This window comes from Embleya sp. NBC_00896 (genome assembly GCF_045207785.1).
In the GTDB taxonomy this organism is placed as follows: Bacteria; Actinomycetota; Actinomycetes; order Streptomycetales; family Streptomycetaceae; genus Embleya.
Map to the genome: position 1 here is coordinate 551,982 of NZ_CP108776.1, position 24,473 is coordinate 576,454.

Annotated in this window: 24 protein-coding genes and 1 pseudogene; 9 read left to right on the forward strand and 16 right to left on the reverse strand. The window is 70.9% G+C overall.

Features of this window, described 5'->3' with window-relative positions; genetic code table 11:
* The first annotated feature begins 129 nt into the window (after positions 1 to 129).
* Complete coding sequence (locus OG928_RS02490) at positions 130 to 930, forward strand: amidohydrolase family protein (protein WP_406278468.1); 801 nt, start codon at positions 130 to 132, stop codon at positions 928 to 930.
* On the opposite strand, the gene OG928_RS02495 is transcribed toward OG928_RS02490, so the two are convergent.
* The 3 genes from OG928_RS02495 to purB form a co-directional block, all read right to left on the reverse strand.
* Entirely contained in the window at positions 919 to 2,460 is a 1,542-nt protein-coding gene (locus tag OG928_RS02495) for an ATP-dependent DNA ligase (RefSeq protein WP_406278471.1), read from the reverse strand. The two genes, OG928_RS02490 and OG928_RS02495, sit on opposite strands and share 12 nt — an antisense overlap.
* 92 nt (positions 2,461 to 2,552) lie before the next feature.
* Positions 2,553 to 2,981: a hypothetical protein gene (locus OG928_RS02500; protein WP_406278474.1), complete on the reverse strand. Its 429-nt coding sequence runs from the start codon at positions 2,979 to 2,981 to the stop codon at positions 2,553 to 2,555.
* Positions 2,982 to 3,339: 358 nt separating this feature from the next.
* Positions 3,340 to 4,782: an adenylosuccinate lyase gene (purB, locus tag OG928_RS02505; protein WP_406278477.1), complete on the reverse strand. Its 1,443-nt coding sequence runs from the start codon at positions 4,780 to 4,782 to the stop codon at positions 3,340 to 3,342.
* Positions 4,783 to 4,829: 47 nt separating this feature from the next.
* Here purB and OG928_RS02510 point away from each other — a divergent pair, with 47 nt between their 5' ends.
* From OG928_RS02510 to OG928_RS02520, 3 genes and pseudogenes are all read left to right on the forward strand, one after another.
* Positions 4,830 to 5,102, forward strand: coding sequence for a hypothetical protein (locus OG928_RS02510; protein WP_406278480.1), 273 nt, complete (start codon positions 4,830 to 4,832; stop codon positions 5,100 to 5,102).
* A gap of 36 nt (positions 5,103 to 5,138) precedes the next feature.
* Positions 5,139 to 6,401, forward strand: a complete 1,263-nt coding sequence (locus OG928_RS02515; RefSeq protein WP_406278483.1) for a YihY/virulence factor BrkB family protein — start codon at positions 5,139 to 5,141, stop codon at positions 6,399 to 6,401.
* A 12-nt stretch (positions 6,402 to 6,413) separates the two neighbouring features.
* Positions 6,414 to 6,821: pseudogene (locus tag OG928_RS02520) on the forward strand (class I SAM-dependent methyltransferase); the annotation flags it as partial.
* A gap of 10 nt (positions 6,822 to 6,831) precedes the next feature.
* Here the strand turns inward: OG928_RS02520 and OG928_RS02525 are convergent.
* The 5 genes from OG928_RS02525 to hpnH form a co-directional block, all read right to left on the reverse strand.
* Entirely contained in the window at positions 6,832 to 7,923 is a 1,092-nt protein-coding gene (locus OG928_RS02525; RefSeq protein ID WP_406278487.1) for an EamA family transporter, read from the reverse strand.
* Between the two features lie 49 nt (positions 7,924 to 7,972).
* Complete coding sequence (locus OG928_RS02530) at positions 7,973 to 8,599, reverse strand: GPP34 family phosphoprotein (RefSeq protein ID WP_406278490.1); 627 nt, start codon at positions 8,597 to 8,599, stop codon at positions 7,973 to 7,975.
* 47 nt (positions 8,600 to 8,646) lie between these two features.
* Positions 8,647 to 8,940: a hypothetical protein gene (locus OG928_RS02535; protein ID WP_406278493.1), complete on the reverse strand. Its 294-nt coding sequence runs from the start codon at positions 8,938 to 8,940 to the stop codon at positions 8,647 to 8,649.
* A gap of 9 nt (positions 8,941 to 8,949) precedes the next feature.
* The gene (locus OG928_RS02540) at positions 8,950 to 9,873 is read right to left on the reverse strand and encodes an SPFH domain-containing protein (RefSeq protein WP_406278496.1); all 924 of its coding nucleotides are present in this window, start codon (positions 9,871 to 9,873) and stop codon (positions 8,950 to 8,952) included.
* A gap of 323 nt (positions 9,874 to 10,196) precedes the next feature.
* Complete coding sequence (gene hpnH / locus OG928_RS02545) at positions 10,197 to 11,201, reverse strand: adenosyl-hopene transferase HpnH (protein ID WP_406278499.1); 1,005 nt, start codon at positions 11,199 to 11,201, stop codon at positions 10,197 to 10,199.
* A 139-nt stretch (positions 11,202 to 11,340) separates the two neighbouring features.
* Between hpnH and OG928_RS02550 the strand changes: the two genes are divergently transcribed.
* On the forward strand, positions 11,341 to 11,949 hold the full coding sequence (locus OG928_RS02550; RefSeq protein ID WP_406278502.1) for a TetR/AcrR family transcriptional regulator: 609 nt from the start codon (positions 11,341 to 11,343) through the stop codon (positions 11,947 to 11,949).
* Positions 11,950 to 11,957: 8 nt separating this feature from the next.
* Here the strand turns inward: OG928_RS02550 and OG928_RS02555 are convergent, their stop codons facing one another.
* The 4 genes from OG928_RS02555 to OG928_RS02570 are packed head-to-tail and all read right to left on the reverse strand — an operon-like array spanning position 11,958 to position 16,361.
* On the reverse strand, positions 11,958 to 13,427 hold the full coding sequence (locus OG928_RS02555) for a penicillin-binding transpeptidase domain-containing protein (protein WP_406278505.1): 1,470 nt from the start codon (positions 13,425 to 13,427) through the stop codon (positions 11,958 to 11,960).
* Positions 13,424 to 14,803 (reverse strand): FtsW/RodA/SpoVE family cell cycle protein, encoded by a 1,380-nt coding sequence (locus OG928_RS02560; protein ID WP_406278507.1) that lies wholly within the window; start codon positions 14,801 to 14,803, stop codon positions 13,424 to 13,426. Before OG928_RS02560 ends, OG928_RS02555 begins: the two co-directional genes overlap by 4 nt.
* 50 nt (positions 14,804 to 14,853) lie before the next feature.
* The gene (locus tag OG928_RS02565; RefSeq protein WP_406278510.1) at positions 14,854 to 15,639 is read right to left on the reverse strand and encodes an ABC transporter permease; all 786 of its coding nucleotides are present in this window, start codon (positions 15,637 to 15,639) and stop codon (positions 14,854 to 14,856) included.
* Positions 15,636 to 16,361, reverse strand: coding sequence for an ABC transporter ATP-binding protein (locus OG928_RS02570; protein WP_406278513.1), 726 nt, complete (start codon positions 16,359 to 16,361; stop codon positions 15,636 to 15,638). Before OG928_RS02570 ends, OG928_RS02565 begins: the two co-directional genes overlap by 4 nt.
* Before the next feature lie 175 nt (positions 16,362 to 16,536).
* On the opposite strand from OG928_RS02570, the gene OG928_RS02575 reads away from it, so the two are divergent.
* The 3 genes from OG928_RS02575 to OG928_RS02585 all read left to right on the forward strand — a co-directional run bounded on the left by OG928_RS02575 (position 16,537) and on the right by OG928_RS02585 (position 19,546).
* The gene (locus OG928_RS02575; protein WP_406278516.1) at positions 16,537 to 17,796 is read left to right on the forward strand and encodes a sensor histidine kinase; all 1,260 of its coding nucleotides are present in this window, start codon (positions 16,537 to 16,539) and stop codon (positions 17,794 to 17,796) included.
* Positions 17,793 to 18,443, forward strand: a complete 651-nt coding sequence (locus tag OG928_RS02580) for a response regulator (RefSeq protein ID WP_406278519.1) — start codon at positions 17,793 to 17,795, stop codon at positions 18,441 to 18,443. Before OG928_RS02575 ends, OG928_RS02580 begins: the two co-directional genes overlap by 4 nt.
* Before the next feature lie 104 nt (positions 18,444 to 18,547).
* Positions 18,548 to 19,546 carry a hypothetical protein gene (locus tag OG928_RS02585; protein ID WP_406278522.1) on the forward strand — a complete coding sequence of 333 codons (999 nt, stop codon included), beginning with the start codon at positions 18,548 to 18,550 and terminating at the stop codon, positions 19,544 to 19,546.
* Here OG928_RS02585 and OG928_RS02590 read toward each other — a convergent pair.
* From OG928_RS02590 to tgmA, 4 genes are all read right to left on the reverse strand, one after another.
* The gene (locus OG928_RS02590; RefSeq protein WP_406278525.1) at positions 19,488 to 19,778 is read right to left on the reverse strand and encodes a hypothetical protein; all 291 of its coding nucleotides are present in this window, start codon (positions 19,776 to 19,778) and stop codon (positions 19,488 to 19,490) included. The genes OG928_RS02585 and OG928_RS02590 overlap by 59 nt on opposite strands.
* A 679-nt stretch (positions 19,779 to 20,457) precedes the next feature.
* Complete coding sequence (locus OG928_RS02595; protein ID WP_406278528.1) at positions 20,458 to 21,531, reverse strand: methyltransferase domain-containing protein; 1,074 nt, start codon at positions 21,529 to 21,531, stop codon at positions 20,458 to 20,460.
* A gap of 65 nt (positions 21,532 to 21,596) precedes the next feature.
* Positions 21,597 to 22,580: an ATP-grasp ribosomal peptide maturase gene (tgmB, locus tag OG928_RS02600; RefSeq protein WP_406278531.1), complete on the reverse strand. Its 984-nt coding sequence runs from the start codon at positions 22,578 to 22,580 to the stop codon at positions 21,597 to 21,599.
* Positions 22,574 to 22,798: a putative ATP-grasp-modified RiPP gene (gene tgmA, locus OG928_RS02605; protein WP_406278534.1), complete on the reverse strand. Its 225-nt coding sequence runs from the start codon at positions 22,796 to 22,798 to the stop codon at positions 22,574 to 22,576. The genes tgmB and tgmA overlap by 7 nt, the downstream gene beginning before the upstream one ends.
* A gap of 253 nt (positions 22,799 to 23,051) precedes the next feature.
* On the opposite strand from tgmA, the gene OG928_RS02610 reads away from it, so the two are divergent.
* Entirely contained in the window at positions 23,052 to 24,407 is a 1,356-nt protein-coding gene (locus OG928_RS02610; protein ID WP_406278537.1) for a tetratricopeptide repeat protein, read from the forward strand.
* The last annotated feature ends 66 nt before the right edge of the window (positions 24,408 to 24,473 follow it).

Sequence of the window (24,473 nt, forward strand, 5' to 3'; positions counted from 1 at the left end):
CTGCCCGGCGCGGCCGGCGGCAATACTCTCCGCGGCCCCGGGGTCATCGCTACCGTATGCCGCAATCCCGAGCGCCGAGCCGCGCTCGCGGACACCGCCGGCAGCCCGCGATCCGACGGAGGACCCGCAGTGCCCGATCCGCCGCCGAGCCCGCGCCGCGTATTCGACGCGCACCTGCACGTCGTCGACCCGCGTTTCCCGCTCGTCGCCAACCACGGCTACCTGCCGCCGCCCTTCACCGCCGACGACTACCTGACCCGCGCGACGCCCCTGGGCGTGCGCGGCGGCGCGGTGGTCTCCGGCTCGTTCCAGGGCTTCGACCAGGAGTATCTGCTCGCCGCGCTGCGCCGACTCGGCCCCGGCTTCGTCGGGGTGACCCAGCTCCCGGTCGGCGTCGCCGACGAGCGGATCCTGGCCCTCGACGCGGCGGGGGTGCGCGCGGTCCGCTTCAACGTCCGGCGCGGCGGCTCCGAGCGGCTCGAACACCTGGATCGACTCGCCCGCCGGGTGTACGAACTGGCCGGGTGGCACACGGAGTTGTACGTCGACGCGGCCGACCTGCCGGACCTGGCCCCGGTCCTGGACGCGCTCCCGAAGGTGAGCGTCGACCACCTCGGCCTGTCCCGGGCCGGCCTGCCGCACCTGCTGCGCCTGGTCGAACGCGGCGCGCACGTCAAGGCGACCGGCTTCGGCCGGGTCGACCTGGACGTCCCCGCGGCCCTGCGCGCGGTGGCCGCCGTCGCCCCGCACGCGCTGATGGCCGGCACCGACCTGCCGTCCACCCGCGCATCCAGGCCGTTCGCGGACACCGACCTGGACCTGATCGCCGACGCCGTGGGCGCGGACCTGGTCGACGCGGTGCTGTACGCGAACGCGCGGGCGCTGTACGAGCCGACGCCGCGCGTGGGAGGCGCCGCGTCACACGAGTGATCTGACCGTGTCCATGTCGTCGGCCTCCGCCGCCGTCTTGTCCTCGCGGTAGCGCAGCACCCGCGCGAACCGCAGTGCGAGCCCACCCGGATAGCGGGTGCTGGTCTGTAGTCCGTCGAAGGCGATCTCGACGACCAGCTCGGGCCGCACGTACACGGTCCAGTCGTCACTGCGTACCACGAGCTGCCGCAACCGCTCGGTCTGCCACGCCAGCAACTCGTCGGTGAGCCCCTTGAACGTCTTGCCGAGTATCACGAACCCGTCGCCGCCCGGATCCCGCGCGCCCAGGTGCAGGTTGCTGAGCGTGCCGCGGCGCCGGCCGTGCCCCCACTCGGCCGCCAGCACGACCAGGTCGAGCGTGTGCCGGGGCTTGACCTTGACCCACCCGGCGCCGCGCCGCCCGGCCGTGTAGGGCGTGTCGAGCGACTTGACCACCACGCCCTCGTGCCCGCGCGCGACCGCGTCGGCGAAGAACGCGGCGGCCGCCTCGGTGTCGTCGGTGACCAGCCGCGGCACCAGCGACTCGGCCGGCGCGAGCGCTTCGAGCGCGGCCCAGCGCTCGGCGGCGGGCCGGTCGATCAGGTCGACGCCGTCCACGTGCAGCACGTCGAACAGGTACACCGTCAGCGGCGTCTCGGCCCGCAGCCGCGCGGCGTCGCGGGTGCCGGTGCGGGACGCGGTGATCTGGAACGGGTGCGGCCGAGCGTCCGGGCGCAGCGCGATCGCCTCGCCGTCGAGCACCGCGGTACGCGGCGGCAGCGCGCGCACGGCCTCGACGAGTTCGGGCACCCGGGCGGTGATGTCGTCGAGGCTGCGGGTGAAGACCGCGACGTGGTCGCCGTCGCGATGGATCTGGACCCGGATCCCGTCGATCTTCCATTCGAGCGCGACCGCGGCCTCGGGGTGCTTGGCGCGCAGCTTGTCGAGCGCGCCGGACACGTCGGGCGCGGAGGCGGCCAGCATCGGGCGGACCGCGTGGCCGACCTCGAGCGTGAACGCCGCGAGCGCGGCCTTGCCGCCGGTCAGCGCCGCGGCCGCCACCGGCCCGGCCGCGCCACGCAGCATGAGCGCGCGGCGGACCGCGGCCACCGGCACCTCGGCCGCGCGCGCGATCGCGTCCGCCATCACCCCGTCCAACGCACCCTGTCGCACCTCGCCGACCAGCAGCCCGGTCAAGAACCGCTGCTCGACCGCCGTCGCCCGGGCGAACAGGGCGTCGATCAGCGCCCGCCGCGCGGCCTGCGACCCGGCCCCGGTCGTGGCCCCGACCGCTTCGAGCGCCGCGTCCACCTCCACCAACGACAGCGACGGCTCGGCGGCCGGCGCCGGCACCTCCCGCAACGCGGCCGGCCCGACGCCGATCTGCCGCTGGGTCAACGCCCCGGCCAGGTAGGCCACCACGACGGTCGCCTCGGCCGGCTCGGCCCGCCGCAGACACCCGGCCACCAACTCCGCCTTCGCCGACCGCCCGGACTCCGCGGCGATCTCCCGCGAAGCCACCGCCACCTCATGAAACGACAGCGACCCCATGCCCACGACTCCTCACGCCGGACGGTTCCCTCGACCATCGCCGCTGCGAGCCTCGCCCATGCCACCGACAGCCGTCCGAGTGAGCCGCCGTCTCAGAAATTCCCGTTGGAAAGGACGGTGCCGGCCGCGCTGTACACCGTCACCAGCCCGTTCCTGGCGTCCTTCCAGTCCGCGAACAGCCCCACGAGCAGCCTGGCGGATCCGGCGTTCGGCCCGGAAAGACCCCCGCTGTAGTCCGTCGTGATCTCCGCGATCGTCACGAACCCATCGAGTTCCCCCTCGATCCGAACCTTCTGCACATGCTCGGACGCCGCCTTCTCCGCCGCAGTCCCATTGGCATCGGCAAACGCCTTGAACTCATCGGCCAGACTCGGCGCCGTGGGCGACACCGTGGGCCCCACACTCGTGACCTCGACGGAGGGCGCCTCCGCGCCACCGCCCCCACCCCCACAACCCGCGACAAACACAACCAGCGAAAACACCAACACCCCACCGACCCGCTGTCCCCTGTGGACACCCATGGCATCCGCTCCTCGCTCGGCTCCCCCCTCCAAGCCTGCGCCGAACCCACACCACACACAAAACGCGAAACCCAGCCCACTCGGCGCTCGCGGACACGCAAAACGCCGGACGAACAGAAGCCAGCCCGTCCGGCACTTGAGGACACGCGAAACGCCGGACGAACCAAAGTCAGCCCGTCCGGCGTTTGAGGACACCGGCAACCCCACGCCACACGCAAAACGCCGGACAAGCCAAACCCAGCCCGTCCGGCGCTTGAGGACACGCAAAACGCCGGACGAGCCAAAGTCAGCCCGTCCGGCGTTTGAGGACACCCACCGGCCGAAGGCCGGCCGCCGTCGCCACCACAGAGCCGTCCGGCTAGAGGATGGCTCCAGGGCGATACGCCGCCGCCTCCGGATGCTTGGCCGCAACCGCCTCGACCCGACGGACGACCTCGGCGACCTGCCCCGCCGCCGCCCCCGTAAAGGCCAACCGGTCCGCCAGCAGCGCGTCAAGCGCCGCCCGGTCCAACGGAAGACGCTCGTCGGCCGCAAGGCGATCAAGCAGCTCGTTGCGCTCGACGCCTTCGCGCAGAGCCAGCGCCGACGCGACCGCGTGCTCCTTGATCACCTCGTGCCCGGCCTCCCGACCCACGCCGCCGCGGATCGCGGCCATCAGCACCTTGGTCGTGGCCAGGAACGGCAGGTAGCGGTCCAACTCGCGCGCGACCACGGCCGGGAACGCGCCGAACTCCTCCAACACCGTCAGGAACGTCTCGATCAGCCCGTCGAACGCGAAGAACGCGTCCGGCAGCGCGACCCGCCGCACGACCGAGCACGACACGTCGCCCTCGTTCCACTGGTCGCCCGCGAGCTCGCCGACCATCGAGGCGTAGCCGCGCAGGATCACCGTGAAGCCGTTGACCCGCTCGCACGAGCGCGTGTTCATCTTGTGCGGCATCGCCGACGAGCCGACCTGGCCCGGCTGGAAGCCCTCGGTGACCAGCTCGTGCCCGGCCATCAGCCGGATCGTCTTGGCCAGCGACGACGGCGCGGCCGCGAGCTGGACGAGCGCGGTGACCACGTCGTAGTCGAGCGAGCGCGGGTAGACCTGACCGACCGACACGAACGCGTGGTCGAAGCCCAGGTGCGCGGCGACGCGACCCTCCAGGTCGGCCAGCTTCTCCTCGTCGCCGCCGAGCAGGTCGAGCATGTCCTGCGCGGTGCCGACCGGGCCCTTGATGCCGCGCAGCGGGTAGCGCGTGATCAGGTCGTCGAGCCGGTCGTACGCCACGAGCAGCTCGTCGGTCGCGGACGCGAACCGCTTGCCGAGCGTGGTGGCCTGCGCGGCGACGTTGTGCGAGCGGCCCGCCATGACCAGCTCGGCGTGCTGCGCGGACAACTCGCCCAGGCGGACGAGCAGCGCGACGACGCGGTCCCGGACGAGTTCGAGCGAGGAGCGGATCTGGAGCTGCTCGACGTTCTCGGTCAGGTCGCGCGAGGTCATGCCCTTGTGCACGTGCTCGTGGCCGGCGAGGGCGTTGAACTCCTCGATCCGGGCCTTGACGTCGTGCCGGGTGACCCGCTCGCGCTCGGCGATCGAGGCCAGGTCGACCTGGTCGATCACCCGCTCGTAGTCGGCGACCGCGCCCTCGGGCACATCGATGCCCAGGTCGGCCTGGGCGCGCAGGACCGCGAGCCACAATCGGCGTTCGAGCACCACCTTGTGCTCGGGGGACCACAGTGTCGCCAGTGCCGGGGAGGCGTAGCGGTTGGCCAGAACGTTCGGAATGCGGGGCTTGCGCACAGGCTGGGACGTCACGACCGGCGAGTTTACCGAGCCGGTGACCCCGCCTTTGACGGACGTCCATGATCGCCGCGCGTTCCCTCTTCCTGTTCGCCCTCGCCGCGGTCGCCGAGATCGGCGGCGCGTGGCCGGTGTGGCAGCCGGTGCGCGAGCATCGGCCGTGGCGGGTGGCCGGGCTCGGGGTGCTCGCGCTGGGGCTGTACGGGTTCGTCGCGACCCTCCGGCCGGACGCGCACTTCAGGTACGCCCCGCGTCGCCGACACCTACGCCCCACAACGCTGACACCACGTCACAACCCTTGCCTCGTACGGCATGTGCCGACCGGTGCCGGGTAGGCGCCGGCCATCGCGGGACGAGGTTGGGGGCGGCTCATGGGCAGGTGGCGGAGTGCGCGGGACGAGCGCCGGGCGCGCGCGGAGCGCGAGCGGCGGACCGCCCGCGCGTTACGCGGAGACACCCGCGAGGGCGGCGACCCGGAGCGGCTCGACGGACGAAGCGCGGCCGCACCTCCGGACGCGGAGGGGAACGATCGCGGCGGGGCCGCCGCCGTCCCGGGGCCGCGTGGGCGCCCCGGCCCCGACGATCCGAAGGAGCCCGCCGACGCGGTGCGGCTCGCCAAGACGGACGACCCGGACCCCGTCCGCGAGGAGGACCTCCCCGCTCGGCCCGCCGACCTGCCCAAGTCGTCGTGGTTCAAGGCCGCGTGGCGCACGATCCGCGAGTTCAAGGAGGACGACCTCAACATCTGGGCGGCGGCGCTCACCTACCAGAGCGTGCTGTCGATCTTCCCCGCGCTCCTGGTCGTGGTCTCGCTGGTCGGCCTGGTCGGCCGGTCCGCGACCAACGCGCTGACCGAGAACGTGCAGACCGTCGCCCCCGCCGAGACGCACGACATCGTGATCAACGCGATCCAGAACCTCGAACACAGCCGCGGTACGGCCGGGCCGCTCGCGCTCGCGGGCCTGGGCCTGGCGCTGTGGTCGGCGTCGGGCTACGTCGCGACGTTCATGCGCGCGTGCAACACGATCTACGACGTCCCCGAGGGCCGGCCGCTGTGGAAGACGGTGCCCACCCGGATCGCGGTCACGATCGTGACCCTGCTGCTGCTGTCGATCTGCGCGATCGCCGTCGTGTTCACCGGTTCGCTCGCGAAACAGGCCGGGCACGCGCTGGGCGTGGGCGAGGCGGGCGTGCTGCTGTGGGACTACGCGAAGTGGCCGGTCCTGATCGTCGTGGTCAACTTCCTGTTCGCGCTGCTGTACTGGGCCGCCCCGAACGCCAAGCAGGGCTTCAAGTGGGTCACGCCGGGCGGGGTGCTCGCGGTGGTCCTGTGGGCGATCTTCTCCGCGGCGTTCGCCTACTACGTGGCCAACTTCGGCACCTACAACAAGACCTACGGCACGCTCGCGGCCGTGATCATATTCCTGATCTGGCTGTGGCTGACCAACATGGCGATCCTGCTCGGCGCGGAGTACAACGCCGAACTGGAACGGGCCCGCGCGATCGCGGGCGGCCACCCGCCGACCCTGGAGCCGTACGTCCGGATGCGGAACACGCCGAAGCCCAAGGGCGCGTGGAAGAAGTGGTTGCGGTTCGGCCGCCGGCCCACGACGGACGAGGAATCGCGAGAGTAGACAATCGTGGGCATGGACAAGATCCGGCCCGCCTACGAGGAACTGGGCGCCGAGGGCTTCTACGCCCTGCACGGGGCGGCGTACCGCAACCCGCACGAACCGCGCGTACAGGCGGTCCTGGCCGCGGTCCTGGCCGAGCCGCTCGCCGCCGAACCCGAGGTGCTCGACGCGGTGCTCGACCTGGCGTGCGGGAGCGGCGAGGCCACCCTGGCGCTGCTCGGGCTCGGTGCGCGCGACGTCGCCGGGGTGGATCCGTACACGGGTGCCGCGTACCGCGAGCGGACCGGGAACGACGCCGAGCCGCTGCGCTTCGAGGAGATCGCGGCGGGCGCGCTCGCGGGCCGGACGTACTCGCTCGTGGTGTGCAGCTACGCGCTGCACCTGCTCGCCGAGTCGCGGCTGCCGGCCCTGGCCTACGCGATGACCGACGTCACGAGCGCGTTTCTTGTGGTGACTCCGCACAAGCGACCGACGCTGCGCCCCGAGTGGGGCTGGCACCTGCACCGGGAACTGGTCGTGGATCGGGCCCGGGCCCGGTTGTATCGGACATCCGCGCCGGAGCCCTCTCGGCATTCGGAGCCGGACTCCGAGCCGGGGGCGCGGCCGGAGTCGGGGGCGGCGTCGGCGACTGGGTGATCGTCACTCCCGCGCTCGCGACCACCACCAGCGCGATGCCGGCGACCTGGATCAGCGCCAGCGACTGGTTCAGGACCAGCAACCCGGCGATCCCGGCCACGGCCGGTTCCAGGCTCGCGAGCAGGCCGAACGTCGCGGGCGGCAGGTGCTTCATCGCGAGCATCTCGAAGCTGTACGGCAGCGCCGAGGACAACAGCGCCACGCATCCGCCGAGCGCCAGCACCTTCGGCTCGACCAGCGCGCTGCCCGCCGTGGCCACACCGAACGGGGTGACCAGCACGGCCGCGACCGCGAAGCCGAGCGCGAGGCCCTCGATGCCGTCGAAGCGCCGGGAGATCTTCGAGGCCACCATGATGTAGCCCGCCCAGCAGGCCGCCGCCGCCATCACGAACCCGACGCCGAGCGGGTCCAGACCGCTGAAGCCGCCGCGCCCCAGCAGCAGCACGCCGACGGCGGCGAGCACGATCCACACCATGTCGCGCAGCCGGCGCGAGAGCACGACGGCCAGGCCCAGCGGGCCGAGGAACTCCAGCGTGACCGCCGGACCCAGCGGGACTCGGTCGATCGCCTCGTAGAAGAACATGTTCATGCCGGCGAACATCACGCCGAGCCCGAGCACCACGAGCCAGTCCCCGCGCGAGCGCCCGCGCAGTCGCGGGCGCGAGAACCCGAGCAGCATCGCGGCCGCGAGCACCAGGCGCAGGGTGACCGCGCCGGCCGGCCCGACGTACGGGAACAGCTTGGCCGCGAACGCCGCGCCGAACTGGATCGAGCACGCGCTCCCCAGTACCAGCAGCACCGCGCGCCCCTGCTGTCCCGGCAGCAGTCGGTCGACGAAGGCGGGGAGCGCGCGCGGCGTGGCGTCGGGGGCGGTGCGGGAGGTCATCCTCCGACATTACGGATCTCGTCAAGCCGGTTCAGCCGCCGCCCCCGAACTACGTGCTGTTGCGATCCCGGACCACCCTGCGCAGGGCGTCGGGGACCGGGCCGAGACCGGCTTCGAGCTCGCGGACCCGGCCCTTGGCCGCGCGTCGTTCCCGGCCGCCGAGCACGACCCGGAGCTCGCCCTCGTAGGCCATCGCGGTGAGCGCGGCGTCCCGGGACGAGATCCGCGCGACGGGCCGGACGGGCTTGAGGGTGTCCCACATCGCCTGGGTGGCCGCACCGCGCAGTTGCGGTTGGCGCAGCAGCATCCGGTGCCCGGGGACGATGCCGAGGAAGCGGTGCGACTCGAACCTGATCACCCGCTCCCGCTTCAGCTGGTCACCGACCAGTCCGGTCGCGCCCCGGTCGCCCTTCTTGATCCAGTGGCGCCACGGGCGGGCTCGGTCGCTCGCGACGATCCGGGTGAGCAGCGCCGCCGCCAGGTCACACCCGGGCGTCGCGCCACGGGCAGCCGTCGCCCGCACCTTGCCGTCGTCGTCCGCGATCAGGCCCTGCTCGCGCAGGTCCTGCATCGCCGCCGCCTGCAGGGTCGACCCGAGGTGTCGCCTGCTCAGCAGTCGCCGCTTCTCGGGGCTGTAGGCGAGCAGGAACACCCGCTGTGCCAGGGACACGTTCACATCGGCCTCCTCGGCGCCATTGCGTCACGTCGTCGTCGGGGTGCTCGTCACGGCGCGGCGTCGACGTCGCCAACGTCGCCAGGGCCGCCGTCACGCTCGCCAGGATCGCCAGGGTCGTCTCGATCGCCACCGTCGCCTCCGACGGGCTCGTTCTTGCGGGGTCGGCCCCGTCGGGCCGGGCGACCGGCATGGCCGGGCATCCGACCCGCGTCGCCGAGGGCTCGACGCAGCAGGAACTCGATCTGGGCGTTCGTACTGCGCAGCTCGTCGGCCGCCCACTTGGCGATCGCGTCGTGGATCGCCGGATCAAGGCGGAGCAGGATCTTCTTGCGCTCGGTCACAGGGCCGGATTACGAGTACAGGGAGCCGGTGTTGACCACCGGCTGCGTCGCCTGCTCGCTGCACAGGACCACGAGCAGGTTGCTGACCATCGCCGCGCGGCGGTCGTCGTCGAGCTCGACGAGGTCGCCCTCCTCGAGCCGGGTCAGCGCGAGTTCGACCATGCCAACGGCACCCTCGACGATCCGCTGCCGGGCCGCGACGATCGCGCCCGCCTGCTGCCGGCGCAGCATCGCCTGGGCGATCTCGGGCGCGTAGGACAGCCGGGTGATCCGCGACTCGACCACGCTGACCCCGGCGGACGCGACGCGCGCGCCGATCTCGGCGGACAACTTGCCGGTGATCTCGTCGGCGTTGTCGCGCAGGGACAGGCCGCCGTTGCCGTGGTTGTCGTACGGGTAGCTGTTGGCGATGTGCCGGACGGCGGTCTCGGTCTGGATCGCGACGAACTCCTCGAAGTCGTCGACCTCGAACTTGGCCTGCGCGGTGTCCTGGACCTGCCACACCACGACGGCCGCGATCTCGATCGGGTTGCCGTCGTTGTCGTTGACCTTGGCGGGCTGTGTCTCGTGGTTGCGGATCCGGGTGGAGACCTTGGTGCGGTCGGTGAACGGGTTGACATAGCGCAGGCCGTCGGTGCGCAGGGTGCCCTTGTAGTGCCCGAAGAGCTGGAGGACGCGGGCCTCGCCGGGCGCCACGGCGGTCAGACCGCACAGGCCGAACAGCGCGACGAGCGCCACCAGGACGCCGACGGTGATCGCCGCGGCCTTGGCCTCGCCGTGGAGGGTGCCGCCGTACACGGCCAGGATCACGCCGCCGAGCACGAACACCAGCCCTATGCCCAGCGCCGGCAGCCCGGATTTGCCCTGCACGAGCTCCTCCCGGACCTGTGGCGCCGGCATTTCCACGATGGCTTCGGAGTCGATGTCACTCATTGTGGTCTCCCGCTCGAGTCGATGTGGCATCACCACCATAGCAAAGTGATATCACTTTTTATCGAACGACAAACCTTCCGCTCCGCTGCCGGGAAACCCGTGCCGGCCGAGGTGACTCGCCGCCAGGGCGACGACCGGAACTACTCCGTGCCCTTCCGTCGGGGCGACGCGATCCTCACGGTCATGGTTCGGTTCCGCATGGAGGTCGGGACGGACACCCCTGTGGCGCGCCGCGGCCTGACGCGTCGAGGGAAGGCTTCCGGGGATCGCCGACCCGGGGTCCTTCCCTCGACCGATGCACCCGTCGGTGGCAGGCCCCGGCCTCAGCCCGCGACGACCGCGCGCAGGCTCTCCTTGAGGGAACCCATCGTGGCCAGCACGGCCGTCGGCTCGTAGCCGCAGTGCGCCATGCAGTTGTCGCAGCGCGGGTCCTTGCCGCGGCCGTAGTTCGCCCACTCGGTGTCGTCGAGCAGTTCCTTGTAGCTCTGCACGTAGCCGTCGCCCATCAGGTAGCACGGCTGCTGCCAACCGAGCAGCGAGTAGGACGGGATCGCCCACGGCGTGCACTCGAAATCGCGCTTGCCCTCGAGGAAGTCGAGGAAGAGCGCCGAGTGGTTGAGCCGCCACTTCTTGCGGTTGCCGCCGGAGAAGGCCGCGCTGAAGAGCTTCCTGGTCTGCTCGACGCCGAGGAAGCGGTTCTGCACCGGCGCCTTCTCGTACGCGTATCCCGGGGAGATCTGGATCCGGTCGACCTTGAGGTCGTCGTTGAGGAAGTTGAGCACGTCGACGATGGTCTCGGGCGAGTCGGTGTTGAAGAACGTGCTGTTCGTATACACCTGGAACCCCGCGGCCTTGGCCATCTTGATCGCGGCCACCGCCTCGTCGAACACGCCGTCCTTGTCCACGGCCTGGTCGTGCTTCTCGCGCAGGCCGTCGATGTGGACCATCCACGCGAAGTTCTTGTTCGGCTTGAACTTGTGCAGGTGCTTGGGCAGCAGCACCGCGTTCGTGCAGATGATCACGAACTTCTTGCGCTTGAGCAGTTCCTCGACGATCAGGTCGATCTGCTTGTGCATCAACGGCTCACCGCCGGCCAGCGACACCATCGGCGCGCCGCACTCCTCCACGGCCGCCACCGCCTGCTCGACCGACATGCGCTTGCGCAGGACGTCGTGCGGCTGCTGGATCTTGCCGCACCCGCCGCACTTGAGGTTGCAGGCGAACAGCGGCTCGACCTCCACGATCATCGCGAACTTGTCGACGCGCTTGATCTTCTGCTTGACCAGATGCGTGCCGATTTTCACAGCCAGGTTCAGCGGCAGGCCCATGACCGTCGCATCCTCTCTATCCCCGAACCCGGGGGCGTCGGCGTCCGCTGAAGAGTTGCTCGGCGTGGCGTCGTTGCCCGGGGGTGCCCGATGATGACAACATCCTCAACATACAGGCTGTACGTCACGTGGGGGTTGTATGGCGGTCACGCGTCGGGCACAACATGTCGCCGACACCCGTGCGGCCCTGTTGGGCGCCGCTCGCGCGCTGTTCGCGACCCAGGGTTACGCCGGGACCGGCACCGAGGAGATCGTGGCCAAGGCCCGGGTCACGCGCGGTGCGCTGTACCACCACTTCAAGGACAAGGCCGACCTGTTCCGCGCCGTCATGGAGACGGTGGCGCGCGAGGCGGCCGAAACGCTGGTGTCCCACGAGCTGCGTCATGCCCAGGACCACCCCGGCGAACCGTGGGATCAGCTGCGGCACGGGTTCCAGTCGTTCCTGGACGTGTGCACGACCGGGGACTTCCAGCGGATCGTGCTCGTGGACGGGCCGGCCGTGCTCGGGCCCGGCTCGTGGGACGCGCTCGTGGACGAGCACGGGCACGGGCTGCTCGCGGCGTGGTTGCGGCAGGCGATGGACAACGGCGAGATCGACGAACTCCCGGTGCCGCCGTTGGCGCGGCTGCTCGCGTCGCTGATCTCGGAGGCGAGCATGTACACCGCGCGCGCCGAGGACCCCGCGCTCGCACGCCGCGAGGTGGGGCAGGTCATCGATCGCGTGCTGGCCGGGCTGCGCAAGGGTTGACGCACGGCTCATCGGGCCAGCACGGCGGTCATGACCGCCTTCGCGATCGGGGCCGCGAGGCCGCCGCCGGTGATGTCGGCGCGGTCGGCCGCGCCGTCCTCGACCACGACGGCGACCGCCACGGCGGGCCGGTCGTCGTCGGCGGGCTTCGCGTACGCGATGAACCACGCGTAGGGCACGGCGCGGTTGCGCTCGCCGTGTTGCGCGGTGCCGGTCTTGCCGCCGACGACCGCGCCGTCGATCCGGGCGTTGCCGGCGGTGCCGGTGGTGACCACGTCCTGCATCATCTTCTGGAGTTGGCGCGCGACCGGTGGGGTGACCGCGCGGCCCATGGTCCGGTGGTCGGTGGTCTCGACGGTGGTGCCGTCGCTGCGGGTGAGTTTGTCTACCAGGTACGGCCGCATGACCTCGCCGTCGTTGGCGATGCCCGCGGCGACCATGGCCATCTGGAGCGGCGTGGCGCGGGTGTCGAACTGGCCGATCGAGGACAGCGCGGTCTGCGGCCGGTCCGGGTCCTTGGGGAACACGCTCGCGGTGACCGCCACCGGGATCCGCAGCGTGGCGTCGTCGAAACCGAACGCGTCCGCCTGCCGACGCACCGTGTCGGCGCCCATGTCGACGCCGAGCTTCGCGAAGACCGTGTTGCAGGACGCCGTCAGCGCGTAGCGCAGCGAGGCGTCGCGGCAGCCCGAGGACCCGTTGCCCAGCGGCGTGCGGGTGTCCGGCAGCAGGTAGGGGTCGGGGGAGGTGGTCGGCGCGTCGGGATCGGTGACCGTGCCGGAGGTCAGCGCCGCCGCCGCGGTGACCACCTTGAAGGTCGAGCCCGGGGGGTAGGTCTCGCGCAGCGCGCGGTTGAGCATCGGGCGGTCGGGGTCGGTGTCCAGCGCGCTCCAGGCGGACCGGGCCGCCTTGTTCACGCCGGCCAGCACGCCCGGGTCGTACGACGGCGTGCTGACCAGGGCCAGGACCGCGCCGGTGACCGGGTCGATCGCGGCGACCGCGCCCTTGTTGCCGGTGCTCGCGAGGCCGGCGAACGCGGCGCGCTGCGCGGCGGGCAGGATCGTCGTCGCCACGTTGCCGCCGGGGTTGCGCGCGCGGGTGACCGCGGTGATCACCGGCCACGCGCCCAGGCGGGCGTCGGTACCCGCCAGGATGTCGTCCTCCACACCCTCGATCAGCGAGGTGCCGTAGAGCTGCGACGCGTAGCCGGTGATCGGCGCGTAGAGCGGGCCGTCGGTGTAGCTGCGGGCGTAGGCGAGATCGGAGGACGCCGAGGTGCGCTGCGAACCGGTGATCGGCTTGCCGGCCACCAGGATGTCGCCGCGCGCCTCCTGGTAACGAACGATCTGCGGGCGGCGGTTGCCGGCCATGTGGTCGTAGTCGTCGGCCTTGTACGCCTGCACCCAGGTCGCGTTGCCGAGCAGCGCCAGGAGCAGCAGCAGGCAGAATCCGGCGGCCCGGCGGGCGGTGATGATCACAGGTACGCCTCCACGGCCTGCGGCTGCTGCGGCTCGTCGACCGGTGCGGGGGGTCGGCGGCCCCGGTCGCTGACCTTCATCAGCAGCGCGATCAGGGCCCAGTTGGTGACCACGGACGAGCCGCCCTGGGCGAGGAAGGGCATCGTCATGCCGGTCAGCGGGATGAGCGCGGTCACCCCGCCCGCGACCACGAACACCTGGATCGCGAGCACCGCGGACAGCCCGTGGGCGAGCAGCGAACCGAACGGGTCGGGGGCCATCAGCCCGGCCCGGAAACCGCGCGCGACCAGGAGCGCGTAGAGCACGAACAGCGCGGCGATGCCGGTCAGTCCGAGCTCCTCCCCCACCGTGGCCAGGATGAAGTCGCTCTTGGCGGCGAAGCCGACCAGGATCGAGTGCCCCAGGCCGAGCCCGGCGCCGATCAGACCGCCGGCGGCGAAGCAGAACAGCGACTGCGCCAGCTGGTCCGGGCCCAGGCCCGCGTGGATGCTCGCGAACGGGTCGAGCCAGTTCTGCACCCGACTGTGCACGTGCGGTTCGGTCGAGCCGACCACGAACGCGCCGACCGCGATCAGGATCAGGCCCACCAGGATCCAGCCGATCCGGGCGGTGGCGATGTAGAGCATCACGACGAAGGCGCCGAAGTAGAGCAGGGAGGTGCCCAGGTCGCGCTCCAGGACCAGGATGCCGACCGAGGCCAGCCACACCGCGACCACCGGCCCCAGGTCGCGCCCGCGCGGCAGGTTCACCCCCCAGAACCGGTGCCCGATCATCATCAGCGTCTCGCGCTTGGTCGCGAGGTAGGACGCGAAGAAGACGACCAGGAGGACCTTGGCGAACTCGCCGGGCTGTAGCGAGAACGGGCCGAGCCGGATCCACACCTTCGCGCCGTTGATGGCCGGGAAGAACACCGGGACGATCATCAGGAACAGCGCGACCGCCGCCGCGAGGTACGCGTACTTGCCGAGGGCGCGGTGATCGCGCACCGCGATCAGCACGACCGCGAACAGGATCACCCCGATGGCCGACCACATCAGCTGCGAGGACGCCGCCTGCACCTTGGGCGTCTCCAGGTCGAGCCGGTAGATCAGCACCAGCCCCAGGCCGTTGAGCAGGGCGGCGATCGGCAGCAGCACCGGGTCGGCGTACGGCGCGAAGAAGCGCACCAGGATGTGCGCCACCAGCACCAGGAAGCCCAGGCCCAAGCCGTACTTCGCGGTGTCCGGGGGAATCGTGCCGTCCGTGGCGAGACCGACGTTCGCGTACGCGAAGACCGGGACCAGGACCGCGAACGCGAGAAGCACAAACTCGGTGTTGCGCCGCGTCGGCGGCAGGGGTTCCCCTGCCGCCGTCTCGCGCCGCCGCCATCTGGACATGCGCTCTGGGGTTCCCCCAAGTGACCCTGGGTAATCGGAAGCCGCGGTGCCTACGCGTCGCGCCGGCGGATCACCGTCGTGGCCGCGGCCACCGCCGCGATCCCCCACAGCGCCATGACGCCGATGCCGATCCACGGGTCGAGCTCGTAGGCGTTGAACTCGCGGAGCCGCATGATGCGTTGCCCGGCCTTGTCGGGCAGGAACCGCGCCACCTCGCGCACCCCCGGTATCGCCGTGAGCGCGGCCGTGCCCAGGAAGAACAGCGGCATCAGCAGGCCCATCGCGGCCATCGGCGTGCGCAGGACGAACGTGGCGCCCGCGGACACCACGGCCAGCAGCACGAGGTAGGCCACCTGACCGAAGGCCGTGCGCCACGTCTCGGCCGCGGTCAGCGAGATGTCGCCGGCGGGCATGAGCAGGCGGGCCAGCAGTGTGCAGGCCAGGCTCGACACGATCGCCGTGGCCAGCGCGATCGCGGTGATCACGGTCAGCTTCGCGGCGGCGAACACCCGGCGGTCGGGCACCGCGGCGAGCGAGGCGCGGATGGTGCCGGTGCCGTACTCGCTCGCCACGGCCAGCACCGCGAAGGCCACCAGCGCCATCTGGCCGAAGTTGACCCCGTAGTGCACGAGCGTGAAGGCGTCGTATTCCGCGCCGTCCTCACGGCGCTGCCCCTCTGCGACGAAGGCGTCGACGAGGGCGCCGGCGCCGGCGATCAGCACCACCGTCACCAGGGGCAGCCAGCGGGTCGAGGGCACCGAGCGGATCTTGGTCCACTCGGCGCGCAGCGCGGCCGGGAAGATCGGGCCTGCCGTAACCACCGTCGCCGTGCTCATGCGCGGCCACCTCCCACGAACTGCTCGCTCCCGGCGGTCAGCCGGAGATAGACGTCTTCCAAGGTCTGGTCCTCGCCGACGAAGTCGGCCATGGACGTGTCGGCGAGCAGCCGCCCGCCGGCGATCACGACGAGGTGATCGGCGGTCAGCGCCATCTCGCTCATGAGGTGACTGGACACGAACACCGTGCGCCCCTCGGCGGCCAGCGAACGGATCAGGTCGCGGATCCATCGGATGCCCTCGGGGTCGAGGCCGTTGACCGGCTCGTCGAAGATCAACACGCCCGGATCGCCCAGCAGCGCGGCGGCGATGCCCAGGCGCTGGCTCATCCCCAGCGAGTAGGTGCCCGCCCGGCGGCGGGCCGCGTCGGTCATGCCGACCTCCGCGAGCACCTCGTCCACCCGGGATCTCGGTATCCGGTTGGACTGCGCGAGAAAGAGCAGGTGGTCGTAGCCGCGGCGGCGCTTGTGCACGGCGCCCGCGTCGAGCAGAGCCCCCACGTGCCGCAGCGGGTCGCGCAGTTCGCCGTATGCCCGGCCGCCGATCGTGACGGTGCCGGAGGTGGGCCGGTCCAGACCCAGGGCCATCCGCATGGTCGTCGACTTGCCCGAACCATTGGGGCCGAGGAAGCCGGTGACCGTGCCGGCCGCGACCTCGAAGCCGAGGTCGTCGACCGCGAGGACATCGCCGTAGCGCTTCGTCAGATTCCGGATCCGGATCATGTGCTTCGCTCCCTGAACTGGGGTGGCCGGGCGGTTCGCCGGGTGATTCGCCGGGCGGCTGCCGCGGTGCCTCAAGCTTGCGATTTCGGGGGCTGCCGCCGGATCCCCCAACCGTGGGGACGGTCTCCCCCGGGCGGGGGAGGCCCGGAGCGTCCCGACCGGGCAGGATGGCGGGGTGTTCCAGCCCGCGCCCCGCCGCCTAGAGCTCGCCCGCCTCGTGCGGCCACTCATCGCGCCGACCACCTACGCGCGCGGTTTCCACCTGTTCACGGGGCTGCTCCTGGGCGTCGCGGTCGCCATGGTCTACCCGGGTCTGGACGGCAGCGGGGGAACGGAGATCTCCCACGGCATCGCGCTGCTGCTCACGCCGATCCCGATCCTGACCGCGTTCGGCCTCGTCGCCGAGGCGCGCCGGTTCGAGGGGTTCCAGGCCCGGCTCCTGCTGCGACCGGGCGACGAGAGCGACATCGCCGTGACGAGGTCGCAGACCTGGCCGGATCGGTGGCGTACCGCCCTGTGGCTCGTGCTGCGCGTCAATCTGGGCTGGCTGGGCCTGATGCCGGCGGGCAACGCCATACTCCTGGCAGGCGCGATGATCGTGTCGCCGACCACGCGTGAGGGCGTGACGTTCAACGGGCTCACCTTCGGGAGCGGCGCTGCGAACTGGTGGCTCGTCCCGCTGGGCCTGGCCCTGATCGTCGCGGCGATCTACTACGTGGCCGGCGCGGGCGTGGTGCTGACCAAGCTCGGCAAGCGCCTCCTGGGCCCGTCCGCGAGCGAGCGGCTCGTCGCACTGGAGCGCCGCACCGAGCAACTGCTCGAACACAATCGCCTCGCCCGCGAACTGCACGACTCGATCGGGCACGCGCTGTCGGTGACGGTCCTGCAGGCCGGTGCCGCGCGCCAACTTCTGGCCACCGATCCCGGCTTCGCCGAGAAGGCGCTGGACGCGATCGAGGAGACCGGGCGGCGGGCCCTGGAAGACCTGGAACGGATGCTGTTGCTGCTGCGCGACTCGCCGGAGCCGGCCGCGCCGCGCCCGGGCCTCGCCGAGTTCGACTCGCTCGTGGAGAGCACTCGGGGCGCGGGCGCGCGCGTCGAGTTCAAGATCGTGGGCGCGCTCGACGCGGTGCCGCCGGTGATCTCGCGCGAGGGCTATCGCATCCTGCAGGAGTCGCTCACGAACGTGCTGCGGCACGCGGGGCCGGTGATGATCAACGTCACCATCGGGGTCGACGCGCACGATGTCGAGCTGACCGTGACCAACAGCGTGCCCACCCCCGACGACGAGCGCCGGTTGACCGGCAGCGGCAGCGGCAGCGGGCTGCGCGGCATCCGTGAGCGGGCGGCGCTGCTCGGCGGGGAGGCCACCGCCGGGGCGCACGACGGCCACTGGCGGGTGCACGTCCGGCTGCCCCTACGGTGGACGTCGTGAACATCAGGATCCTGCTGGTCGACGACGACGAACTGGTCCGCGCGGGGCTGCGGGCGATCATGGACGCCCAGCCCGACCTGGAGGTCGTCGGGGAGGCCGACGACGGCGCGGGCGTGCTCTCGCTGGTGCGGTCGCTGCGCCCCGACGTGGTCGCGATGGACGTGCGGATGCCGCGCGTGGACGGCATACAGGCCACCCGCGACCTGCTGGCCCACCTCGAACAGCCGCCCAAGATCCTGATCATCACCACCTTCGAGAACGACGAATACGTCTACGAGGCGCTCAAGGTCGGGGCGCACGGCTTCCTGCTCAAGCGGGCCCGCCCCGCCGAGATCACCGGCGCCGTGCGGGCCCTCGCCACCGGCGAGTCGCTGCTGTTCCCGGCCAAGCTGCGGGCGATGGCCGCGCGCTTCGGCCGGGAATCGCGCAGCGACGCGGTGAAACGGGCGAATCTGACCGACCGCGAGGCCGACGTGCTGCGGTCGATGGCCCGTGGGCTCAACAACGCCGAGATCGCCGGCGAGTTGTTCCTGGGCACCGAGACGGTCAAGACCCATGTGAGCGCCGTGCTGGCCAAATTGGGCGCGCGTGACCGCACCCAGGCGGTCATCGCCGCGTACGAGTCCGGCTTCGTCGGACCCGCCTGACGCACGGCCGGACCGGCCGGCCACGGATCGACCGCGCGGGTCGCGCGTGGATCGCGCGTGGATCGCGTGGGCCGCGCGGACCGCGCGGACCGCGCGTCGACCGCGTGGGCTGCGGCGACCGGGCCGCCTCCGCCGCGCAGCCGGTCGGCGGGCTGCCCCAGACGATCCCGGCGGGCGCCTGGACCACCACGACCCGCCTCGACTTCGCGGCCTGGTCCACCCGCGGGGCCCGCGCCGGCGACACGGCACTGCTCCGCCGCGCCGCCCGCGCATGGGCCGACCCCGACGCCAAGGTCACCGTCGCCCTGGGCCCGGGCACCGCACCGGGGCCGCCGTTGGGCCCGCCGCGCCGCCCCGGCCCCTGCTCGGCCCCGGTCCACCGTTCGATGCGCGGGTCTCATGCCGGCTTCGTGCGGACGAACGTGTCGCTCTCGCCTTCCGTCCAGTCGAACGTGAGCGCCTTCCCACTGCCGCTCACCACGGCCTTGCCGCGGGCCGTCATCCCCGGGCAGTTCAACGTCACGCTCGCGGTCGCGGACAAGGTTCCCGAGCACTTCGTCGAGCCCGCCGTCAGCGCCACCGCACTGCCGTCCACGGTCAGCACGCCCAGCGCGCCGTCCGGACGCCGCACGGGCACGTACCAGGTGCCCTGGAAAGCCGCGCCCGCACCGCCGCCCGGGGCGGTGGTGCGGGGTTTCGTGGTCGTGGGACGGGACGACGGCGCGCCGCCGGCGCCCGACGACGAGGATGGCCTCGGGCTTCCGCTCGCGGCCGGTGTCGGCTCCCGCGTGCCCGGGGACGGCGTCGGCGCCACGGTGTCGGGGCTCGCCGCCGCGGACGCGGACGCCGCACTCGGCGCGGGCGTGCCGGACGCCTTCGCCCCACCACTCTTGCCGTCCGAGCAGCCCGCCGCGGCGATAGCCGCCAGCACGGCTGCGGCGACCGACACGCCGCGGCGCACACGGATGGCGGTCGTACAGTTACCGCCGGTTCGGTTTCCGGCGGTTCGGGTCCCGGCCGAGCGGGCCATGGTCGTCACCCGGATCACCGCTTCGACAAATCGGCCTCGCACTGCAAGACCTCGGACGTCTCGCCCCGTTTGAGCGTCTTCTCGTCCACGACCTTGCCGTCCAGACGCACCCGACACGTGACGGTCTCCTCGGGCGCCTCCGACGCGGACGCGTACACGGTCATGTGCATGAGCGTGTCGGGAGTGGTCACCTCGATGCTCTTCGTCCACCCGGACGGGACGGCCTTGGCCTCCTCCCCGTCGGAGCGCGGGTCGTCGACGGCGTACCGCACGTCAACCGGCCCCCGTCCGCCCACCTCGTACACGACGGTGTGTTTCGACGACGCCCCACCACCGTCACCCGAACAACCAACCAAAACAACCGACCCCGCAAGCACAACGGCCGCGGCGGTAACTGCACGCAAAACTATCCCCCGTCTTCCTGTCTCCTGGCGGATTCACGGGTCGGCCCACACTCGAGGACACATCACCCACAGCCGGGACCAGCCGCAATCGGCAATCCCACAAAGGACGTTCGACCCCTGACGGCCGAACACGCCCACGACGCTACACGCAACCCCCGCCAACGCCCGCCCCGTTGTCCATTTCACGCACCACACCCCGACGGCCCACGACGCCACGATCACCTCCACCCAACCCGCCCCCTCGCATTCCCCACCACCCCCGGCGCCCACGCGCACGAATTCCCGCCCCCGAACCCGAACCCGATCCCGATCGACCTGCTCGCAGCCATGTCCACACACCCAACACGGCACCGCGCTGCGGCGCTGAAACCTGGCTGTCTACGCGGCGCTGGTGATCGGCGCGTCCGTCGCCTCACCTCCCACCTGCGTGGGGACTTCCCAACCCCATTTTGTCTCTGGATCCCAGCCGCCTTTCGCTGAAGTTGCGCGCGCCAACTGCCAAAAGGGACATGCGACTCCTTGCCCACGATGGAACACGGCCCCGGTCATCCGGAGCGGGGCCGCGAGACGTTCGGTTTGGTCAGAGGGGCAGGGACAGGCCCGCCGTGGACCAGGCGATCTGCTGACTGCCGGAGTTGATCTCCAGGCGGAGCGAAGCCGGGTCGATCGGTCCGTGCTCCGCGACCAGGTGCCGTGCTCGTTCGAGCTGCCCCCACAAATCCAGCGGCCCCGACGAATGAACGATCGAGGGTCCGGAGGTCGGCACTTCGGCACGGGCCCACGAGCCGGACGGGTGGAGCAGCCAGACCATGGAACGGTCGTCCAGATTGATGGAGCGGTGCTCGATCCCCGGCTTCAGCAGCTCAAGCAGAAGAACGAGCTGCCAGTCCTTCCAGAGGTCGGGCAGATCCCCGGCAAGGTTCGTGGTCTCGTCGCCATGCGCCGTGCGGGCAGATTGGTAGACCTGATCCAGAGCGCCTCCGTCGTCCGGCCCGCGGCGGGCCGGCATGAAGTGGGCCTCACTCGATACGACCACGCCCGTGGCGTGCGCTTCGTCCTCTACCTCCACGCGAAGGTGTAGCGAAGTTCCCTTCAGGGTCGTTGAGATCGTCCCTCCGGGACGGACAGCGCACAGCCAGGACTCGGGGATGCTCCGAGTCGAGAACATCGCTACGGCAGCGTCGAAGCCGTGTCCTGGGATATCTCCAAGGGCGTCGATCGCCGCCACCTTGGGGGCGAGGCCGGCTGCGGTAAGTCTGCGCTGCGCGGCCGTTACAAGGTAGGGGTCCACATCGACCGACACCACTTGTGTGTCACCCAAGCGGCGCGCGAGGAGAGCCGACGAGTATCCGCTCCCCGTCCCCAGGTCGAGGACTTTCATTCCCTCTTCGATGCCGGCGACGCTGAACATCCTGAGCACGAGCGACGGCAACGTGGACGACGAGGTCGACGGCGCCGCGCCCGGGACTGTGGAGTCGTCGGGGGCGGTATCCGCGTGGAGGTCTCCAACCTGCGCAACCAGGGTTCTGTCGTCGTACGCCGCAGCCAGCCATGCCGGTTCGTCGCGATCGCCCCGGTGCTGCCGCCAGTCACCAATGTTCTTGTCGCGTTCCCACCACGCGGGAACGAGGTGATGCCGCGCGGTGCCGGCCACGACGTCGTGCCATGGGGACGCCGCGGCAACCTCGTCCGCGAGGGCCGCGGCGGCTTTGTGCCACCTCAAGACATCTTCCCATCTGCCAGGGCATCGGCCAGGGCCTTGGAAATACCCAATCCGACGCACTTCTTTTCGAGCCAGCGGTACTGGCCGTTGGCGTTGATCTCGAAGAACACCCACTGGCCGTCCGGTTGCACGGCGAAGTCGATTGCCCCGTAGTACAGATGAAACACGCTCATCAGGGCGCGGACGCCTGCCGCGACCACCCCCGGAACGTCCACGACCCGGTACGTCAGCGACCCGTAGTCCACCCGGAAGTCCAGCCGTGATTCCTCCGTGTGGGCCTCGATCGCTACCGCGAACATGTGAGGGCCCACGACCGTCAGTCGCACCTCGTGCGCCTTGACGATTCGCTCCTGAAGCAGCACCGCAGTCGAGCCGATCGAGGCGTCCACGTCGCCCACATCGACCACCGTCGTAGGCACCGTGGCAGCCAGAGACTCTGAGCGCACCCCGCCACCCAGCGCCTTGTAGATCACCTGGCGACCTCCGGCGTGGTGTGCCTGAACGAACGCCTTCGCCTGGACTACGTCGGTGGTGATGATCGTGTCCGGGATGTCGAGCCCTACCCGAGCCGCGGCTGCGAGTTGCAGTGGCTTGTAGTTTGTGGACATGTTCGCCAGCGGGTGGTTGACCCACAACGCGGGCACTGATCCGAGTACGCCCAGCAGGCCCGCTCTGGCCTCGGATGCTGCAAACTTCCGGGTCGTGTCGTCCCACTCGTCGGGAAGCCGGAATTCCGAGGGTCGGCGCCACCACCAGCTCTTGATACGTGTCAGGTCGAGAGTTCTGGTTCCGACGTGCAGCGTGCCGCCCCAGCCCCCTCCCGTCAGGGAGGAGGCCAGGACAGCGCGCCCGGGGAAATCGGCGGTGTCGAACCGCACGACGTGCTCGCCACGTTCGGTCAGATCCAGAACGACCGGATCAACAGTGGCGTCGTCGGGCGACGTGACGACGACGATCGTCCCCGATGGGGGCGTCACCATACGTCGGTGCCGTCTCCGTCGGTCCCGGACCCGGACCCGTCCGGCGTCGTCTCCGTCTGGGTGTCTCCGTCCGCGAGACCCTGCCACGGGTTGCCTTCGCGGGTAACGCCGATCTGAAGGCGGGGGTCGAGCGTTACTCCGTGGTCGGGTCGGGTCGGTGCCTCGGTCAAGTGCCTCATGCCGAACGGTGCCGGCATGACGGTCGTGTAAGACAACATCCAGTTCCCCTATCGGTCGTTCCCGCCTTACCGCGGTTGACCGCAAGGAATCATTGAGGAGGCGGTGTCCGCCGGCTCCGGGCGGGGCGCCCTCCGCGCGTGGATCACTCCTAACGATGAGGTGCTGATCTACTGCCAGGCCCCCGCGACCCTTGGCGGCGTAACAATCAGTCAACTCCCGTGTACTTGTTGTCGGTACCGTGGTGGGGATGGCACGCGGTTTAACGGGTTTAAAGCCAGGATTCAGGGAGCCATGGCGACCGCACGTACACCGAACACGGCCCTCGTGGACGTGATCGCGCAATCCGGTTGGACGTACGACAGGCTCGCGCGTGCAGTGCGCGCGGTTGCGGCCGAGAACGGCGAGGTTCTGCACACCAACAAGTCGGCCATTGCGCACTGGACGTCCGGCGTGCAGCCAGGCAGCCGGACTCGGCGATACCTTGCGGAAGCGCTGTCGAGACGCATTGGCCGAACGGTCACACTGGTTGAGATCGACCTTGCGCAGGCCGAGGACTCACACCCGCTCACCGTCGATCCGATCGCGGCTGCCACAGACCTCGGCCGGGCGGGGATGCGGCGGGACAGCTTCCTCAGCGCGGCGGCGTTTACGGTCGGCTCGATCGGCGCACCGCTGTCCTATGACCACGAATCCGTGTCGCGGATGTTGCGTGCCCGCCGGCCGGGCGCCGCAGTCGGTGTGGAGGAGGTCGCCACCATCCGTCATGTCACGGCCGCACTCGGCGCCGCAGACGAACGTCACGGCGGAGGCCATGGCCTGACCACGGTCATGGCCTACCTTGCCGACACCGCCGCCCCGTTGTTGTCCGGGCGATTCTCCTCTGAGTTCGTACGGCGCGATGCTTTCGGGGCCGTTGCCGAACTCGCATATCTCGCAGGCTGGAAATTCCACGACCTTGGGAGCGAGGGAGCCGCGCAGCGCTACTACCTCACCGCCTATCAGCTCGCCTATGAGGCGGACCCGTTCGGTCACAGCGCGTGGATGCTGCGCGTTCTGGCGCACCAAGCGCTCCATCTCAAGCGTGCTGACCACTGCATGGACCTGACGAACGAGGCGCTGCGGCGCGCATCGGGACGCGTCGACGGGGGCATGGAGGCCGTCTTGTACGTAACGCGTGCGCGTGCCTGCGCGGCCTCCGGCCGGCCCATCGAGGCCGCGCAGGCACTCCTTGACGCGGCCGACGCCGTGGCCCGCGCAGACGGGCCGACCCCGTCCTATGCCACGGCAACCGGCCCGGCTTCAGGCACCGTGGCCAGTCAGACAGCGAGGACCCTCAAAGATCTCGGTGATCACCGCAATACAGAACGGCACTACCGCGCCGCCCTGTCCGAACGCGATCCCGAGGCTTTCCGCCGCATTCACGCCCTCACCTTCGTCGACCTCGGCGCCTCGCTTGCCTCGCAAGCCCGCGCAGATGAGGCCGTCGCTACATGGGGTCAGGCGATGGAACACCTCGGTGGCGTCGCATCGTCGAGGCACCGTGAAGCGGTCGCGGCCATGCGGCGTACCCTCACGACCTACAAGCGACGACGAGTTCCGGGCGCGGCCAACCTCGACGAACGCGCGCGGGGCCTGCTCGCCACGTGACCGGCTCAACGCCGGCACCACGAGGAAGGAGTTCGAACGTGCCCCATGAGGTCCGCCGAGACCAAC

Bases quoted from the DNA above. Each gene is read 5' to 3' on its own strand.
- OG928_RS02495 (WP_406278471.1), bottom strand. From the start codon at position 2,460: ATGGGGTCGCTGTCGTTTCATGAGGTGGCGGTGGCTTCGCGGGAGATC.
- OG928_RS02500 (WP_406278474.1), bottom strand. From the start codon at position 2,981: ATGGGTGTCCACAGGGGACAGCGGGTCGGTGGGGTGTTGGTGTTTTCG.
- OG928_RS02510 (WP_406278480.1), top strand. From the start codon at position 4,830: ATGATCGCCGCGCGTTCCCTCTTCCTGTTCGCCCTCGCCGCGGTCGCC.
- OG928_RS02515 (WP_406278483.1), top strand. From the start codon at position 5,139: ATGGGCAGGTGGCGGAGTGCGCGGGACGAGCGCCGGGCGCGCGCGGAG.
- OG928_RS02525 (WP_406278487.1), bottom strand. From the start codon at position 7,923: ATGACCTCCCGCACCGCCCCCGACGCCACGCCGCGCGCGCTCCCCGCC.
- OG928_RS02540 (WP_406278496.1), bottom strand. From the start codon at position 9,873: ATGAGTGACATCGACTCCGAAGCCATCGTGGAAATGCCGGCGCCACAG.
- hpnH (WP_406278499.1), bottom strand. From the start codon at position 11,201: ATGGGCCTGCCGCTGAACCTGGCTGTGAAAATCGGCACGCATCTGGTC.
- OG928_RS02550 (WP_406278502.1), top strand. From the start codon at position 11,341: ATGGCGGTCACGCGTCGGGCACAACATGTCGCCGACACCCGTGCGGCC.
- OG928_RS02560 (WP_406278507.1), bottom strand. From the start codon at position 14,803: ATGTCCAGATGGCGGCGGCGCGAGACGGCGGCAGGGGAACCCCTGCCG.
- OG928_RS02565 (WP_406278510.1), bottom strand. From the start codon at position 15,639: ATGAGCACGGCGACGGTGGTTACGGCAGGCCCGATCTTCCCGGCCGCG.
- OG928_RS02570 (WP_406278513.1), bottom strand. From the start codon at position 16,361: ATGATCCGGATCCGGAATCTGACGAAGCGCTACGGCGATGTCCTCGCG.
- tgmB (WP_406278531.1), bottom strand. From the start codon at position 22,580: ATGGTGACGCCCCCATCGGGGACGATCGTCGTCGTCACGTCGCCCGAC.
- tgmA (WP_406278534.1), bottom strand. From the start codon at position 22,798: ATGTTGTCTTACACGACCGTCATGCCGGCACCGTTCGGCATGAGGCAC.
- OG928_RS02610 (WP_406278537.1), top strand. From the start codon at position 23,052: ATGGCGACCGCACGTACACCGAACACGGCCCTCGTGGACGTGATCGCG.